This window comes from Arthrobacter sp. AQ5-05 (assembly GCF_003287975.1).
Classification (GTDB): domain Bacteria; phylum Actinomycetota; class Actinomycetes; order Actinomycetales; family Micrococcaceae; genus Paeniglutamicibacter.
This window is the reverse complement of the sequence record NZ_QMKQ01000006.1, coordinates 139905-156716: the sequence shown is the minus strand read 5'-3', so window position 1 is coordinate 156716 and position 16812 is coordinate 139905. Positions and strand designations below refer to the sequence as shown.

Annotated in this window: 16 protein-coding genes; 8 read left to right on the top strand and 8 right to left on the bottom strand. The window is 64.4% G+C overall.

Annotation, left to right across the window (positions count from 1 at the left end; all coding sequences use genetic code 11):
* Positions 1-162: 162 nt before the first annotated feature.
* The 3 genes from DQ353_RS08460 to DQ353_RS08450 all read left to right on the top strand — a co-directional run bounded on the left by DQ353_RS08460 (position 163) and on the right by DQ353_RS08450 (position 3462).
* Positions 163-1491 carry an ABC transporter substrate-binding protein gene (locus DQ353_RS08460; protein ID WP_113762315.1) on the top strand — a complete coding sequence of 443 codons (1329 nt, stop codon included), beginning with the start codon at positions 163-165 and terminating at the stop codon, positions 1489-1491.
* A gap of 76 nt (positions 1492-1567) precedes the next feature.
* Entirely contained in the window at positions 1568-2497 is a 930-nt protein-coding gene (locus tag DQ353_RS08455) for a carbohydrate ABC transporter permease (RefSeq protein WP_113762314.1), read from the top strand.
* On the top strand, positions 2494-3462 hold the full coding sequence (locus DQ353_RS08450) for a carbohydrate ABC transporter permease (RefSeq protein WP_286166686.1): 969 nt from the start codon (positions 2494-2496) through the stop codon (positions 3460-3462). Before DQ353_RS08455 ends, DQ353_RS08450 begins: the two co-directional genes overlap by 4 nt.
* A 265-nt stretch (positions 3463-3727) precedes the next feature.
* Here the strand turns inward: DQ353_RS08450 and DQ353_RS08445 are convergent, their stop codons facing one another.
* The 4 genes from DQ353_RS08445 to DQ353_RS08430 form a co-directional block, all read right to left on the bottom strand.
* Positions 3728-4516 carry an amino acid ABC transporter ATP-binding protein gene (locus tag DQ353_RS08445; RefSeq protein WP_113762313.1) on the bottom strand — a complete coding sequence of 263 codons (789 nt, stop codon included), beginning with the start codon at positions 4514-4516 and terminating at the stop codon, positions 3728-3730.
* Between the two features lie 11 nt (positions 4517-4527).
* Complete coding sequence (locus DQ353_RS08440) at positions 4528-5322, bottom strand: amino acid ABC transporter permease (protein WP_113762312.1); 795 nt, start codon at positions 5320-5322, stop codon at positions 4528-4530.
* A 92-nt stretch (positions 5323-5414) separates the two neighbouring features.
* On the bottom strand, positions 5415-6206 hold the full coding sequence (locus tag DQ353_RS08435) for an ABC transporter substrate-binding protein (protein WP_113762311.1): 792 nt from the start codon (positions 6204-6206) through the stop codon (positions 5415-5417).
* A gap of 165 nt (positions 6207-6371) precedes the next feature.
* Positions 6372-7709, bottom strand: coding sequence for an isochorismate synthase (locus DQ353_RS08430; protein ID WP_113762310.1), 1338 nt, complete (start codon positions 7707-7709; stop codon positions 6372-6374).
* Between the two features lie 118 nt (positions 7710-7827).
* On the opposite strand from DQ353_RS08430, the gene DQ353_RS08425 reads away from it, so the two are divergent.
* Together DQ353_RS08425 and DQ353_RS08420 are read left to right on the top strand one after the other, a co-directional pair.
* Positions 7828-8526, top strand: coding sequence for a demethylmenaquinone methyltransferase (locus tag DQ353_RS08425; protein WP_113762309.1), 699 nt, complete (start codon positions 7828-7830; stop codon positions 8524-8526).
* A gap of 187 nt (positions 8527-8713) precedes the next feature.
* Positions 8714-9811: a polyprenyl synthetase family protein gene (locus DQ353_RS08420; protein ID WP_113762308.1), complete on the top strand. Its 1098-nt coding sequence runs from the start codon at positions 8714-8716 to the stop codon at positions 9809-9811.
* Positions 9812-9831: 20 nt separating this feature from the next.
* Here the strand turns inward: DQ353_RS08420 and DQ353_RS08415 are convergent, their stop codons facing one another.
* Genes DQ353_RS08415 through DQ353_RS08405 form a run of 3 tightly spaced genes read right to left on the bottom strand, consistent with a single transcriptional unit; the run spans position 9832 to position 12227 of the window.
* Positions 9832-10347 (bottom strand): HIT family protein, encoded by a 516-nt coding sequence (locus tag DQ353_RS08415; protein WP_113762307.1) that lies wholly within the window; start codon positions 10345-10347, stop codon positions 9832-9834.
* A 12-nt stretch (positions 10348-10359) separates the two neighbouring features.
* Positions 10360-10794 (bottom strand): SMI1/KNR4 family protein, encoded by a 435-nt coding sequence (locus DQ353_RS08410; RefSeq protein ID WP_113762306.1) that lies wholly within the window; start codon positions 10792-10794, stop codon positions 10360-10362.
* A 26-nt stretch (positions 10795-10820) separates the two neighbouring features.
* On the bottom strand, positions 10821-12227 hold the full coding sequence (locus DQ353_RS08405; RefSeq protein ID WP_113762305.1) for a PucR family transcriptional regulator: 1407 nt from the start codon (positions 12225-12227) through the stop codon (positions 10821-10823).
* Between the two features lie 111 nt (positions 12228-12338).
* Between DQ353_RS08405 and DQ353_RS08400 the strand changes: the two genes are divergently transcribed.
* The 3 genes from DQ353_RS08400 (at position 12339) to gabT (ending at position 15667) form a co-directional block, all read left to right on the top strand.
* Complete coding sequence (locus tag DQ353_RS08400) at positions 12339-13916, top strand: sodium-dependent transporter (protein WP_113762304.1); 1578 nt, start codon at positions 12339-12341, stop codon at positions 13914-13916.
* Positions 13913-14050, top strand: coding sequence for a methionine/alanine import family NSS transporter small subunit (locus DQ353_RS08395; RefSeq protein ID WP_113762303.1), 138 nt, complete (start codon positions 13913-13915; stop codon positions 14048-14050). The genes DQ353_RS08400 and DQ353_RS08395 overlap by 4 nt, the downstream gene beginning before the upstream one ends.
* 276 nt (positions 14051-14326) lie before the next feature.
* A complete protein-coding gene (gene gabT / locus DQ353_RS08390; protein WP_113762302.1) occupies positions 14327-15667 on the top strand; it encodes a 4-aminobutyrate--2-oxoglutarate transaminase in 1341 nt (446 codons plus the stop codon).
* Positions 15668-15840: 173 nt separating this feature from the next.
* Here gabT and rarD read toward each other — a convergent pair whose 3' ends face one another.
* On the bottom strand, positions 15841-16794 hold the full coding sequence (gene rarD, locus DQ353_RS08385) for an EamA family transporter RarD (protein ID WP_113762301.1): 954 nt from the start codon (positions 16792-16794) through the stop codon (positions 15841-15843).
* Positions 16795-16812 lie beyond the last annotated feature (18 nt).

Here is a 16812-nt window from a genome sequence, read left to right as displayed (position 1 = left end):
GATAACAACCTATGGCATTCTGGTTTTCACGCTTGATGTTGCGCGGCTCACAGGAGTTCACCCCTGGGAGATCCCGGGCTGCTTCAGGTATCGGGGCGAAACCCCGAAGACCCAGTCTTTGACAGCCGTACCGGACAGCCGGTGGTAGCAAGTGGAGGAAACATGAAGAGTTTGAAGCGTTGGGGGATAGCCACAGCCGGTGCCCTCGCAGCAACCCTGGCCTTGACCGCGTGCGGCGGCGCAAGCGGGGCCCCGGTGGAGTCGCAGGCTCCCGCGCCCTCAAGCAGCGAAGCGGCAGCTCCGGCGGAGCTGACCTTCTGGGGGTGGGCTCCGGGTTATGCGGATTCCGTGAAGGCCTTCAACGCTTCCCAATCCGATGTAGTGGTGAAGTACGAGGAGATCCAGCCCGGTTCGCGCGGCGGCTACGAGAAAATGCTCAACGCCGTGCAGGCCGGCAACGCCGCTTGCCTGGGGCAGGTCGGATACGAAACCCTCACCAGCTTCGCCGCGCAGGGTGCGCTGGAAGACGTTTCGCAGTACGCCAATGCCAACCAGGGCGAATACGTGGAATTCGCATGGAACAGCGTCAAGGTCGGTGACAAGGTGTTCGGCGCCCCCGTGGACACCGGCCCCATGGCCATGTACTACAACAAGGAACTCTTCGAAAAGCACAACATCGAGGTTCCGTCGACGTGGGACGAGTACAAGGCCGCGGCCGAGAAGCTGAAGGCAGCCGACCCCAAGATCAAGATCAGTTCCCCGTACGCGAACTACGACTATGCCGGCATGTCCTGGCAGGCAGGTGCCCCGTGGTTCGGCATCGAGGGCGACAGCTGGAAGGTTTCCGTCGATTCGGACGAGAACAAGAAGGTCGCCGAATACTGGCAGTCGCTGGTCGACGCCGGCACCATCTCCAAGGCGCCGATGTACGATCCGGCATGGTTCAAGGGATTGGGCGACGGATCGATCGCCACCCTGGTCGGCGCGGTGTGGCAGGCAGGGGTCATCAAGGGCGACGCGGCGGACGGCGCCGGCAAGTGGGCCGTGGCCCCGATGCCGCAGTGGGATGCCGCCAACCCCTCGGTGGGCAACGTCGGTGGCTCGGCCACCGCGGTGCTCAAGGGGTGTGAAACCCCCGAGGCAGCCTGGAAGTTCGCCAACTTCCTGTCCACCGATGCCGACAGCTACGGCAACCTGATCGAGAAGGCTGCCCTCTACCCGGCGGCCAAGGCACTGCTGGATCTGCCGCAGCTGGCCAAGGAAGACAAGTACTTCTCGGGACAGAAGATCTTCGACGTGTTCAAGGAAGAAGCACTGAGGGTCAACAGCGACTGGACGTGGGGACCGAACATGCCGCTGACCACCACGAAGCTTGACGACGGCTTGAACAAGGGCTGGGCAGGCAACGGCAAGTTGGTCGACGCATTGGTCGAGGCCAACACCGCTACCGTGGAGAACATGAAGAGCCAGGGCATCAACGTCGCTGACTAACCCGAGTCCCGTGGCGGCCCGGCCGGGCCGCCACGGGTTTCAACCCTTGCACCAAACACCGGAAGGCAGCAGCACCATGAGCGTGGTCACCCCAACCCGAGCAACGATTCCCAAGCCAAGGGGCAACGGCCGCCAGGCGCGCACCGCCGCCTTGTTGCTTGCCCCCTTTGCGGTGATCTTCCTGGGCATGTACCTGGCGCCGCTGTGCTTCGCGGTCTACCGCAGCCTGTTTGTGCTCAAGCGCGACGGACTTGGGCTCACGGCGCCGACGCTGGTTTTTGACCCGTTCACCAATTACCTCAAGGCGTTCACCGACCCGGTGTTCATCGAGTCCCTCGGCCGGGTGCTGCTCTTTGGCGTCGTCCAGGTGCCCATCATGCTCGCCCTCGCCACCGGGCTCGCCCTGCTGATCGATTCACGCTCGGCGCGGGCCAAGGGATTCTTCCGGCTCACCAGCTTCCTGCCCTACGCGGTTCCCGGCGTCATCGCGGCACTCATGTGGTCCTTCCTCTACTCGGGAACCTCCAGCCCGATCAACGCCCTGCTGGCACCGCTGGGCATCGAGATCCCGTTCCTTGGCGAGGACATGGTCCTGTGGTCGGTCGCCAACATCGTGACCTGGGGCTGGACCGGCTACAACATGATCATCATCTACGCCGCGCTCCAGTCGATTCCCGGGGAAATCCTCGAGGCGGCCAAGATCGACGGCGCCTCGGCCTGGAACATCGCCTGGAACATCAAGATCCCCATGGTCCGCCCGGCACTCATCCTGACCGCGGTGTTCTCCATCATCGGCACGGCCCAGCTCTACAACGAGCCCAAGGTGCTGCAAAGCGTCTCGGGCGGCTCCATCGACTCGGCCTTCACCCCGCTCATGGCCGCACAGGCAGCCACCGCTGCACAGAACTACCCCTATGCCGCAGCCACCTCGGTGATCCTCGCAGTGCTGGTTGGCATCTTGTCCATCACCTTCTTCAAGATCACGAACCGAGGCTCGGACGCATGAGCAGCCAACTGACCGCCGACGATTCCCTGTCCCCGGCCGACCCCAAAACGAATATGGCACCGCCGCCGGCAACCCGTGCCCGCCTCGGCCGGAACTTTGGCGCTGCACGGGGCTCGGGGCCACGCAACAACCGCGAGACCTCGCTGGCCGGCCGCCTGGTGGTCACCATCGTGCTGGGCTGTTTCGCGCTCTACTTCCTGGTGCCGATCTGGTGGCTGCTGGTCGCGGCCTCCAAGCCCATGGGGGAGCAGTTCTCGGCCCCCGGTTTCTGGTTCAACGGGATGCACCTGGGCAGCAACGTCGGCGAGCTGCTGACCTCCCGCGACGGCATCTTCATGCGCTGGATCCTCAATTCCATCTTCTACGCCGGTGTGGGTGCCATCGTGGGCACGCTGCTTGCCTCGATGGCCGGCTACGCCCTGGCCAAGTACCGCTTCCGCGGCCGCGAAGTCGTCTTCGGGGTGGTGCTGGCCGCGGTCTTGATCCCCAAGATCCTGTTCACCCTGCCGCTGTACCTGATGTTCTCCGAGGTCGGGCTGATCAACAACCCGCTGGCGGTGATCCTGCCCAGCATCGTCAGTCCCTTCGGCGTTTACCTCTCCCGCGTCTTCGCGGCCCAATCGGTGCCCGACGAGATCATCGAGGCCGCCCGGATCGACGGGGTGGGCGAGGTGGGGATCTACTTCCGGATAGGCCTGCGCATGATGACCCCGGTGCTGGTGACAATCTTCCTGTTCAACTTCGTGGAAATCTGGAACAACTACCTGCTGCCGGCGATGGTCATCAACGACTCCTCGCTGCAACCGGTCACCGTCGGCCTGGTCTCCTGGTTCGCCTCCAACGGCAAGGTCCCGATGTCGCTGGTGGTCATTGGGGCGCTGGTATCGATCATTCCGCTGCTGCTGCTCTTCCTGTTCCTTCAGCGCTTCTGGAAGGCAGGACTCACCGCCGGAGCGCTGAAATAGTCAACTGAACCATGGTCCGGGCACTGTCGCGGGACCCGGGGCCGGGACGGGCGAAAGGTGGTCGGCATTCCTTGAAAGCGGAATGCCGACCACCTTTCTTTTGCGTGGGGGCGGAAGTCGGGACCGTACGCCGCACCCGGTGTCCACGGAAAATGAAGCAGTGAAGGCCGGGGGTGCCCCGCTGGCGAGGTGGTTAAGGACCGAGGGGGCGGCTGGCATCCGTGTGGATGCCAGCCGCCCCCTCGGGATTTGTGCTGTGCGGGACCTACTCTGCGATTTCCACGTGGGTGGGATCGAGCACGCGCTTGAGGAAGTCCTGGGTACGCGGCTGCTGCGGGTTGCCGATGACCTCCTTGGCGGGGCCCTGCTCGACGACGACGCCGCCGTCCATGAAGATCACCCGGTCTGCGACCTCCTTGGCGAAGGACATTTCGTGGGTCACCACCAGCATCGTCATGCCGCCCTTGGCCAGCGAGCGCATGATGGCCAGCACCTCGCCCACGGTCTCCGGGTCCAAAGCGGATGTCGGCTCGTCAAAGAGCATCAGGGTTGGATCCATCGACAGTGCCCGGGCGATGGCCACACGCTGCTGCTGGCCGCCGGAGAGCTGGTCTGGGTAGCGGTCGCCGAATTCTCCAAGACCTACACGGGTGAGGTTCTTCTGGGCCGTTTCCTGGGCCTGCGCTGCCGGTCGCTTCAGGACCTTGGTCTGGGCGACGGTGCAGTTTTGCATGACGGTCAGGTGCGGGAACAGGTTGAACTGCTGGAAGACCATGCCGACCTTCTGGCGCATCTTGTCCAAATCCACGTCCAGGTCGGTGGCTTCGAAGCCGCCCACATGGATCACTCCGGCATTTGGCTGTTCCAGGAGATTGACGCAGCGCAACAAAGTGGATTTCCCCGAGCCCGAGGGGCCAATCAGGCAGACGACCTCGCCGGGTTTGACCTCCAGGTCAATGCCCTTGAGGACCTCATTGTCGCCATAGGACTTGTGCAGTCCCCGGATATCCACGCCTGAAGCCTTGAACGTGGTTTGGGTGTTTTTGTCAGTCATGAGGAAATTCCCTATCGCTTCGTCCGTGCAGAACGGGATTCAAACTTTCGAGCGATCAGGCTCAAAGGAATGGTGATGACGAGGTAGAACGCACCGGCCACGATCAACGGGGTGATGCCCGCGCCGAGGGACGTGATTCCGTCGCGACCGATCTTGGTCATTTCGTACTGCGCCATGCTTGCTCCCAAGATGAACGCCAGCGACGAATCCTTGGTCAGCAAGATGACTTCGTTGGTCATCGGGGGAAGAACGATCTTGAACGCCTGGGGAATCACGATGGTGACCATGGCGCGCCATGCAGGCATGCCCAGTGACCTTGCAGCTTCGATCTGGCCCTTGGGAACGGCTTGCAGGCCCGCGCGCAGGGTCTCGGCAATGTATGCGGAGGACACGAGACCGAGGGCAACCATGACCACCACGGGCTGAGGCCAGTTGTTGCCCGGGAACGCGGTGGGCACGCCGAAGCCCAAGGCGATGAGGACCAGGATTGCCGGTACACCGCGGAAGAACTCGATGAAACCGGTGGCGAACCAACGATAGGGGGCGAAGCTGGCCATCTTCATGAGCGCCAGGAGCAGGCCCAAGGCCAACCCAAAGGCAAATGAGATGACCGTGTAGTACAGGGTGTTCTTCAGGCCGACCGTAATCAGGTCGGGGAAGATCGGACCCAGCTTGTCGAAGGCGAAGAAATTGTCGCCGAGGATCTTCCAGTCGACTTGGAGCACCACCGCCACGATGACGCCGACAAAGATGACGATCTGGATGATTTTGCTTAATCGGGCGCGTTGACGGGTTGTCATGGCCATGGGATTGAAGCCTTCCGTGAAAGTTGGCGAGGCCCCGGTTCCGATCGGGAGCCAGGGCCTCGCCTGAATGCTTGCGTCAAACTTGGTTGATGCTAGTTGGTGGAGCCAAACCAGGTCGCCGTGAACTTGGCCAGTGAACCGTCATCGGTCAGGCGCTTAAGCGTCGTATTGACCTGGTCAAGCATTGCGGTGGCACCCTTCGGGACAGCGACACCCAGTTGTTCGCCGGTCTTGAAATCGGCAACGCGCTTGAGTGTCGGATCATCCTTGATGGCGTAGCCCAAGACCGACTGGTTTCCCAGGGTTGCAACAGTCGTCCCGGCCTTCAATGAAGCGATCTGCAAGCCCGAGTCCTCGTAGCCAATGGCGTCGAGGCCGTTTTCCTTGGCAAACTTCGCACCCGTGGTTGCCTGCTGTACGCCGACCTTCTTGCCCTTGGCCGATTCGAGGTCGGTGACGCCCGAACCTTCCTTGGCCACCAGGGTCAGGTCGTCGTCCATGTAGGGAGTGGAGAAATCCATGTTTCCCTTGCGGGCATCGGTGATGGAGACCGAGGAAATTGCGATATCGCACTGCGTCCTGAACAGGCCCGACTCAATGGAGTCGAAGCTCGAATCGATCACGTTGAGCTCGACGCTCAGGTCCTTGGCGATCTCGGCGGCAATGTCCATGTCGAAGCCGACGTTCTTGCCGTCCTTGACGAATTCGAACGGCTCGTACGGGATGTCGGAGCAAACGGTGAGCTTGCCGGCATTGATGAGCTTGAGCGCATTGGCGTCGGTCGACGATGCCGCCGGGGTATCGTTGCTGCCGCAGGCAGTCAAGGCCAGGGCCCCCACGGCCGCTACTGCCAATGACTTGAGCACGGTTGATGTAATCCGCATGGAGTGTGATCCTTCTCTAGGTAACCGCTCGCAGGTTTTGCGTTGAAGATCATTCTAACCGGCAGCGCAGCCCTTTTGAGATATGCCTCACAGGCTACATTCATTTTCTCTGGGTAAACAAGGCCCGTTGTGAAATCGTTGTATGACGAGGGCTTGCCCAAATACCTAGATGCCCAGCGCCTCACGCATGGGGCGCATCTTGGCCCAGGACTCGGCAAGCTCGGCCGCCGGATCGGAAGCGGCAACGATGCCGCACCCGGCGTAGAGCCTAACCGAGGTGGGGGATTCGATCACTCCACCACGCAGGGCAATGCCGAACTCGCCGTTTCCGCGGGTGTCGATCCATCCCACGGGTCCGGCGTACGGCCCGCGATCCATGCCCTCGAGCTCGCGCAGGATCCGGCCCGCCTCCTTGGTGGGAGTCCCGCACACGGCGGCCGTCGGGTGGAAGACCTCGGCCAAATCAAGCACGCTCGGCACCGAACCATCGGCCCTGGCCGCGAGGGACGCCTTGACGTCCGAAGCCAGGTGCCAGACGTTGGGCAGCTGCAACACAAAGGGTTCGTCAGGGGCGTCCATGCCCGAGGCCAGCGGGCCGAGCTGCTCGGTGAGCGAGTCGATGGCCAACTGGTGCTCGTGGCGCTGCTTCTCGTCCTCGATCAGCATGCGGTGGGCGTAGCGGGAATCCCCGCTCGGCGCTGTGGCTCGGTCAAGGGTGCCGGCCAGGACCCTGGCCTCGGCAATGTCCCCGCGCACGCGCACCAGCATTTCCGGGGTAGCGCCGATGAGCCCGTCCACCGAGTAGGTCCAGCAGTCGTCGTAGCGCAGCGCCAGCTGGCGCAGGACCTGGGCCACGGCGATCGGGGAGCCGAGCTCGGCCACCGCGTCGCGGGCGAGCACCAGCTTGGTCGCGGCACCGGATTCGATGACCGCGACCCCCTTGCGCACCGAGTCCTCGTATTCAAGCTCCGAGATTTGCCCGGCCACCAACCGGTCGAGGCCCTCGCCCAGCTCGTGCTCGGGGGAGTAGTCCTCCAGCAGGGCAGCCAGCTCCGCCTCGGCCGCCTCAGCGCTCAAGTCCGCCTCGGGGTCAGCCACCGTGTAGGTGATCCAGCTGCAGGACTCGTTGCGGCCCACCACGATCCTCGGCACGATCAAGCGCGAGGCATAGGTGCTGGAAAATGAGAAGGCGAACGTCCCGAAGGCGATCAGACCGGTGCCCGGGAAATCCAGCGGGTCCCGTACCAGTGCCGCGTCCGAGACCGCATCCCACCATTGGTGTGCCAGGGCAAAGCGCTCCGGGCCCGTGGATTCGAACCTCGCGACCTGGCCAAAGCCAATGGTTCCCTCGCCGTGCCGGGACCACACCAGGGAATCGTCGCGGGTGATGTAGTCGAGCAGGCCGTGCTCGCTCATGGCCGGTCGCTGGACGGTGATCGAACGCAGTTGCGGGACGGTGCCCGGGACCGGGGTCCCCAAGGCGGCGGAAAGTTGCGAAGTCATGATCTGCCTAGCTTACCGCCGTGGAACAGGCCCCGTGGGGCGGCAGTGGCCCCGCTCACCCGGGCGCCGGAGCCCCAAGGGTTTTCCCGATGCCGGGGAACTTTGCAACAATGAAACGGTGAGCCGTGCATCGCTGGAAAAGCGCCCCGAAGAAGTCCAAGCCATGTTTGATGATGTCGCCGCGCGTTACGACGTGATGAACGACGTCCTCTCCCTGGGCCAAACCCGGCGATGGCGCAAGGTCGTCGTCGAGGCGGTGGGCGCCAGGCGCGGCCAGCGGGTCCTTGACCTGGCCGCTGGCACCGGAACCTCCTCGGAACCGTACGCGGATGCCGGAGTCGGCGTCGTGGCATGCGATTTCTCCCAGGGCATGCTCAAGGTCGGCAAGCGCCGCCGCCCAGACATCGACTTCGTTGCCGGGGACGCCACCAACCTGCCCTTCGCCGACGACAGCTTCGATGCCTCCACCATCAGCTTCGGGCTGCGCAACGTCAATGAGCCGAAGCAGGCACTGGCGGAAATGCTGCGTGTGACCAAGCCCGGCGGTACCCTGGTCATTGCCGAGTTCTCCCACCCCACGTTCGCCCCGTTCCGCACCCTGTACACCGAGTACCTGATGCGTGCGCTGCCGCCGGTGGCCACCAAGCTTTCCTCAAACCCCGCAGCCTACGTCTACCTGGCCGAATCCATCCGTGCCTGGCCCACCCAGGACGGGCTGGCCTCGTGGATCGAGGAAGCCGGCTGGGAAAACTGCCGCTACCGCAACCTCTCCGGAGGCATCGTGGCGGTGCATCGGGCCACCAAGCCCCAGGCCTGAGAATGGCCAAACGCATGCTCCCTGGCGTCCTCGACCTGCCGCGATCCCGGCACAAAGGGAGCCGGCGCGGTGAATGGCGATAGAGTGAACCTTGTACTTGAGCAGCTGGTGCCAACCGACCAGCACCCAGAATCGGCCACACGCCGCCCCTGGAGCCGACCGTCGAGAGATAGTAAGTCTTAGAACAGTGACCGATTCCCAGACAAACTGGACAGCTGCCGGACACGGCGTGCACGACTCCTTCGATTTGAACCCGGAAACCAGCGTGCTGGCCGCCGCGGTCAACCTTCCCGGCGGTTTTGGGCTCATCGCCCAGGACCCCGAGTTCGGTCCCGCCATCGCCACAGGGCTGGCCAAGGTCGAGAAGCTGCTGCGCGACGCGATCGCCAATTCCGACCCGCTGATCGATGCCACCAGCCGCCACCTGGTCGAGGCCGGAGGCAAGCGCATCCGGCCCCTGCTGGTGATCCTCACATCTCTGCTGGGCGACGGCGTGACCGAGGACGTCATCAAGGCCGCTGCCATCGTGGAGTTGACCCACCTGGCCACGCTTTACCACGACGACGTCATGGACTCGGCGCCACTGCGCCGCGGCGCTCCCACCGCGCACGAGGTCTGGGGCAACTCCGTGGCCATCCTCACCGGCGACTTGATCTTCGCCCGCGCCTCGGTGATCGGCGCGGAGCTTGGCCCGGAGGCCGTGTCCATGCAGGCGCGCACCTTCGAGCGGCTCTGCCTTGGCCAGCTCCACGAATCGGTCGGCCCGCGCGAGAACGACGACCCGATCGAGCACCACCTGAACGTGATCTCCGACAAGACCGCATCGCTGCTGGCCACCTCCGGTGCCTTCGGCGCGCTCTTTGGCGGGGTGGCGCAATACGTGGAGGTGCTGCGCTCCTACGGCGAGAAGGTCGGGGTGGCCTTCCAGGTTGCCGACGACGTCATCGACGTCACCGGCGCGCAGGTCCGTTCGGGCAAGACCCCGGGCACCGACCTGCGTGAGGGCGTCCCGACGCTGCCGATCCTGCTGATGCGCGATGCCGCAGCGGCCGGGGACACCGCAGCGGCGAAGGTGCTGGAGCTGGTGGACGGGGACCTGACCGAGGACGCCGCGCTGGCCAGCGCCGTTGCCGCGGTGGCCTCAAATCCCGCCACCAACCAGGCCTGGGATGTGGCCCGGCACTGGGCCGATGCCGCAATCGAGGCCCTGGCACCGCTGCCGGAGGGAACCGTCAAGGAATCCCTGGCCGCTTTTGCCGACGCCGTGGTGACCCGCGAGCTCTAGGCCGGGTTGGACACCAAGAACTAAGAACCGAATCCTTCGGGGGTTTCTCCCCAAAGGTTCGCCTCGTCAAGGGCCGCCCGCAACCGGGCGGCCTTTTGCGCGCGTTCTTCCACCGATACGCGGTGGCGCAGGTGCCCGTAGAGGTTGTCGCCGGGGAAGCGCGGGAAGACATGCTGATGGTAATGCCAGACGTGCTGGTTCCCTGCCGGCTCGTTGTGCTGGCGGGTGCTGGTGCCTTCCGGGTTCCAGGCATGCTTCATGGCCAAGGCGATGCGCCTGGTTTCGAACATGATGTGCGCGGCCGCCTCGTCGGGCAGGTCGTAGAGCGCTTCGTGGTGCTGGACCGGGATAACCATGGCATGCCCGCCGTAGGGCCCGAAGCCGTCGCAGGCCATGATGACCGCGACGGATTCGGTGCGATAGATCAAGTCCGAGGGCACACAGAGATTGCCCTCCGAGAGCTCACCGCCGGCCAGCAGCTCGCAAAACGGGCAGGCATAACCCTGCGGGGCATGCGATTTCCACAATCCGCCCATGAGAGGGGTGCGTTAGTTGTTCAGCTCGGGGGAGAGCTCGTCGAACACCCAGCTGAACATGTCCAGGACGTATTCGCTGAAGGTGCCTTCCTCGGACTTCCAGATGCCGCGGGCGTTCTGGCGTCGGTACACGATCGGGTCCGGGACCTCGAGCTGGTCCACGCGGATGCCCCACACGTACTTTTCCTCTTCGTCCTCCAGGAACAAGAGGTAGCCGTCTTCGATCTCGAGCTCGTCGGGGTCGAAGAAGTAATGGTAGGCCTCCATGAGGTCCTCGCAGCCGCCCAGGGCCATGTAGAACTCGCGCAGGACCAGCGGGATGGGGGAGCCGACCTCGGACAGGGCGTCTTCGATTTCGGACTCGGTCAGTCCGTCTTCGACTTGCCACTCGTCCTCGAGGTAAAGCGGAACCAGCGAACGGAACTTCTCAAGGAACATTTCAGCCATGCCAACCATCTTAGTCGGCCGGCGCCCTAGTTCAGGTCCAAGGCGGTCAGCGCCAGCCACAATTGCACCCGGTCCGCGGTGGTGGTGGGGTCGTAGCCGGAGAGTTCGCTGATTTGCTGCAGCCGGTAGCGCACGGTGTTCCGGTGCAACCCCAGGGCCTCGGCCACGGCGCCGACGCTTCCGTCGAGTTCCAGATAGCTGCGCAATGTGCCCAACAACTCGGCCGAGTGCTTCTTGTCAAAGACCTGCAGCGGCTCCAGGGCCTCTTGCGCCAGGGCCTGCAGCGGAACGTCGCGGGCGGCCAGCAGCAGCGAGGTCAGTGACAGCTTGGAAGGGGTGTTGATGCGTTCGCCGTGGCGCAGCGCCTCGATGGCCTCGAAGAAGCTCCAGCGCAGGCCGTTGGGTTGGGTGTAGCCGCCGCCGAACCCGACACGCGCCCCGATGCCCGCACCTTGGAGGTAGCTGTCGATCCCATCGGCGACCTCGGTGCCGTCGTTGCGTGCCACCACCAATGCCAGCCGGTCCTCGACGATGGCCGAGACGATGTGCTCGAATTGCGGCGGGATGGGCAGGGTACGCAGGGCCTTTTCCTTGCCCGGGGACGCGGCGACCAGTACCACCGAATGCGGCTGGCTGGGGACAACGCCGATTCCCTGGAGCCGCGCGTTGGCCTCCGAGCCCTTGAGGGTTCCGGCCATCAGGTCGGAGAACGCCTGCCCGGCGACCAAGCGGTTGGATTCGCGCAGCCTGGCCTGGTTGGCAAGTTCCAGGCCGATCAGGCCCTGGGCATAGTGCACCAACCCGTCATGCTCGTAGGGCTCGGACAGGTAAAGGGTGCACTTGTCCCGCAGCCCGGTGGCGATGGGCACCTCGTGCCAGGAATCGTCGCCCAATTCGGGTCCGTGGATCCGGGCGGCATATTGGGTCAGGGCCACCGCGGTGCCCAACATCCGGGCCAGTTCGCGCAACATGGCCCGCAACCCGCCGGTCAGCAGGGTGGAGGCGAGCTTCTGGTGGCCTTGGAGAAGCTGCTCGAGGCGCTTGAGGTGGTCGTCGTTCAAGGCGTCGGCGATGAGCTTGGTGATGGCGACGAAAGGGGTTTCATAGGGGACCTCGAACACGGGCAGGCCCAGCTCGGTGGCCTTGCGGATCACCGCGGCCGGGACGCTGCGGTGGCTCAGGCCGGTCCCGTAGCCCAGCGCCAGGGCGCCTGCGCCGTGGACCGTGGCGACGAAGGCCTCCTGGTTGGCAATCGTGTTTTGCCGCAGGCCCGTGGTGAGCACGATTTCCCCTCCGCTGAGAAAGGGGGAGGGGTCGCGCAGCTCGGTCACGGCCGACCACTCGATGGGTTTGTGTCCCACCCCGGAGATGTCGGTGTGGGCCTTGAGTCCAAGGGTGCCGGACTCAAGAAGTTTCAACAGAGTGATCGCCATGCACTAATACTAGGAGATCTTTTGTGCACTCGTACTACAAGGATGGCCGGAAGCGACCACTTAAGGGATTCAATTCACAAATTGGGAGGCAATCTTGGGTAACGTTGATCCATGACCACTCCATCTTCAGTCCAGGGCGGAAAACCCGCCCAGGAGCGCCGGGAAACCTTCTCGTCGCGAAAACTCTTTATCCTCTCCGCCATCGGCTCCGCCGTCGGCCTGGGTAACATCTGGCGCTTCCCCTACATCGCCTACGACAACGGCGGCGGCGCCTTCCTCATCCCGTACCTGGCGGCGCTTCTGAGTGCCGGCATCCCGTTGCTCTTCCTTGACTACGCAATCGGACACAAGTTCCGTGGCTCCGCGCCTTTGGCATACCGGCGACTGCACCGTGGTGCCGAGGTCTTGGGCTGGTGGCAGGTGCTGGTGTGCTTCATCATCGCCATCTACTACGCAGTCATCATCGCCTGGGCAGCCATGTACACCTGGTTCTCGGTCACCAAGGCATGGGGTGATGACGCGGCAGGCTTCCTGATGGGGGATTTCCTGCAAGTCGCCGACGTCCCGGGGGTAAAGCTCGAGTACGTCCCGGGTATTTTCTGGCCGCTGCTGGTCGTCTGGCTGGTGATCATCGTGATCATGGTTGCCGGAGTGCGTAGGGGCATCTCGCGAGCCAACGGCATCTTCCTGCCGCTGCTCGTAGTCATGTTCGTGCTTCTGGTGGTTCAGTCGCTGTTCCTGCCGGGCGCAATTGACGGCCTGAACGCGTTCTTCACCCCCAATTGGGAAGCACTGGGCGACCCGGGCGTATGGGCCGCCGCCTACGGCCACATCTTCTTCTCGCTTTCGGTTGCCTTCGGCATCATGGTCACCTACTCGTCGTACCTCAAGCGCAAGACCGACCTCACGGGCTCCGGCATGGTCGTCGCGTTCGCCAACTCCGGGTTCGAGATCCTCGCCGGCATCGGCGTTTTCGCGGCGCTGGGCTTCATGGCCCAGGCCGCCGGCAGCGCCATCGACGAGGTCGCCACGGCAGGCGTCGGATTGGCCTTCATCGCCTTCCCAACCATCGTTTCGGAGGCCCCGTTCGGGGCGCTCATGGGCGTGCTCTTCTTCGGGTCACTGGTGTTCGCCGGCATGACCTCGCTGATCTCGATCCTCGAGGTCATCGTGGCGGCCGTGCAGGACAAGACGGGCTGGGGCCGTGTCGCCTCTGCGGTGTCCGTGTGCGTCCCGGTTGCGCTGATCTCGATCGTGCTCTTCCCGACGGTGACAGGCCTGTACCTGCTGGACACCTTCGACGCCTTCGTCAACAGCTTCGGCATCCTCGCCGGCGCGCTGGTGGCCGTTGTGCTGATCTCCTGGGTGTTCCGCAAGCTCCCGCTGCTCTCGACGCACCTGAACCGGACCTCCACGGTCAAGATGCGCCGGACCTGGATGGTCCTGGTGGGCGTCGTTGCACCGCTGGCATTGGCCTACATGCTGTACAACGAGTTCGTCACCAAGATCACCGAGCCCTACGAGGGCTACCCGGTGGAATTCCTGGCCATTTACGGGTGGGGCATGGCCGGAGCCCTCGTCGTCGTGGCGGTCATCCTGACGCTCGTGCCCTGGAGCCGCAAATCCAAGGTTGACGACCCCGAATATGCTGCGATCGCCGCAGACGAAGATGAGGAAAAAGTATCATGACACCCATCGCCATCACCATGTTGGTTATCGCGCTGCTGACCATTTGGGGCGGGCTTGCGCTCTCCCTGGTCAACCTGTCCCGGCACCCCGAAGACGAGGACCAGCTACCCGAAGACATCGCGCCGGAACTCTAACGCCGAACAAACGCACCACGCGCGGGCCCGTGCCCCGGGGAATCGACCCCGGGGCCCGGGCCCGCGCCCGTTTGGGGACGGTGGAGGGCTGTGCATCTGCACTGCGCCGCGCGAAGCCGACTGTGCCAAGTTCACTGGCGGGCGCTCCGTGCCACCGCGTAGGCTTCGAGGTAGAAAACACCACCACATCACCGGGTTTCCCCGCGCGTCTTCGTCGCCATTGCCGCCGCACGGCGCAACCAGGGGGAACCGGGTCCGGGAAAGGACTGAACGTTCATGGCCATCACCTACCGCATTGAACAAAAACGACAGATCAACGGCGCATTCCCCGGACCGAAGTCGGTGGAGCTGGCAGCACGCCGCACCAACGCCGTCGCCGCGGGCGTGGCCTCCGCGCTGCCGGTGTACGTCGCGGATGCCGATGGCGGCATCATCGTCGATGTCGACGGCAACTCCATCATCGACCTGGGCTCCGGCATCGCCGTGACGTCCGTCGGCGCCTCCAACGAGAAGGTCGCCGCCGCCGTGGCCGCCCAGGCCGCCCGCTTCACCCACACCTGCTTCATGGTCACCCCGTACGAGGGTTACGTCGAGCTGGCCGAGAAGCTTGCCGAAATCACCCCGGGAACCCACGCCAAGAAGGCAGTCTTCTTCAACTCCGGTTCCGAGGCCGTGGAGAACGCCATCAAGGTTGCCCGCGTGGCCACCGGCCGCCAGGCCGTCGTCGCCTTCGACCACGCCTACCACGGCCGCACCAACCTCACCATGGGCCTGACCGCCAAGGCTGCCCCGTACAAGCGCGGCTTCGGCCCGCTGGCACCGGAAATCTACCGCATGCCCATGAGCTACCCGTACCGCGAGGAAAACCCGAACATCTCGGGCAAGGAAGCCGCCGAGCGCGCCATCCTGGCCATGGAGAAGCAGATCGGCGGCGACCAGATCGCTGCAATCATCATCGAGCCGATCCAGGGCGAGGGCGGCTTCATCGTCCCGGCCGAGGGCTTCCTGGGCCGCATCGCCGAATGGGCGAAGGAACAGGGCATCGTCTTCGTCGCCGACGAGGTGCAGGCCGGCTTCTGCCGCGCCGGTGCGTGGTTCGCCTCCGACATCGAGGGCATCGTCCCGGACATCATCACCGTGGCCAAGGGCATTGCCGGCGGGATGCCGCTGTCGGGCATCGTGGGACGCGCCGAACTGCTCGACTCGGTCCACCCCGGCGGCCTGGGCGGCACCTACGGCGGCAACCCGGTTGCCGTCGCGGCGGCGCTGGAAACCATCAAGTACATGGAAGAGCACGACCTCGCGGCCCGCGCCCGCGAGATCGAAGAGCAGTTCTTCACCCGCATGCGCAAGATCGCCTCCGAGGTTTCGGTCATCGGTGACATCCGCGGCCGCGGCGCCATGGTGGCCATCGAGCTGGTCAAGGCCGGCGGCACCGAGCCGGATGCGGAGATCACCAAGAAGATCGCCGCCGACTGCCTGGCTGCCGGCGTGCTGATCCTCACCTGCGGCACCTATGGCAACGTCATCCGCCTGCTGCCGCCGCTGGTCATCAGCGACGAGCTGCTGGCCGAGGCGTTCGAAGTCCTCGAAGGTGCGATCCGCGCCAACGCCTAGCCCAGGGGTTGGCGCCAGACCAAGAAAGGGATCGATCCGCCTGTCCAGGGCTTTGGACAACCGGATCGATCCCTTTTTTGTGTCCGCCCGAACGTTCCTGGCGTCGATGGCCCGAGGTGCCTGGTCGCCCGGTTCCAAACGAACATCCCCGGATCAGCGCGCCCGGAAGCCGGCTAGGAAACCCGTGTCGGGGTGAGCCTGCGCGGCTGTCGGGCCATGTCGATGCACAGCATGGCCACCGCGACCCAGACCAGTGCAAAACCAATCAGTCGTTCCACCGGCATGGGTTCATTGAAGACCACCAGGGCCACGATGAACTGCAGGATCGGGGCCAGGAACTGCAAGGTGCCCAGCGTCGTCAGCGGCAGGCGTCGCGCCGCGGCCCCGAAGAGCAGCAACGGGACGGCAGTGATGATGCCGCTGGCGGCCAGCAGCCAGAAGTGCGCCGGCCCGGCGGAAAGAACCGTGTCGGTGTTCGAGGCGACCAGCCAGACCAGGAACCCCAGGGCAGGGAGGGCGAGGATCGCTGTTTCCATGCTCAGGGATGTCAGCGCCGTGGCGGTGCGGCCCACGCGGTTTTTCACAAAGCCGTACAAGCCGAAGGAAAATGCCAGAGTCAACGCGACGTAGGGGACGTTGCCGTAGGCAAAGGTGAGCGTGATGACCGCTGCCAGCCCGAACCCGATGGCCACCCACTGCAACCTGCGCAGTTTTTCCTTCAGGAAGATCACGCCCAGGGCAATGGATACCAGCGGGTTGATGAAGTATCCCAGGGCGGCCTCCGCCGCATGCCCGTTGAGCACCGCATAGGTGTAGGTCAACCAGTTCACCGCAATGAGCACCGAGGCCACCGCCAAGCGAACCATCGCCCGGCGGTCACGGCCCAGCGCGAGGAAACGCCCCCAGTTCTTGGTCACGGTCAACAGGATCGCGCAGAAAACCAGCGACCAGACGATGCGGCTGGCAACGATCTCCCAGGGGGAGGCGATGGCGATGGTCAGGAAATACAGCGGGAGCAGTCCCCACAGACCGTACGCACCCAGGCCCTGGAGCAGGCCCCTGGTGCGTTCGGCGGCGGGCCCGCCCGCGATGGCGGTGGCCGTTGCTGTGGACGGAGTTTGGGTCATGATCGACTCAACAGGGCG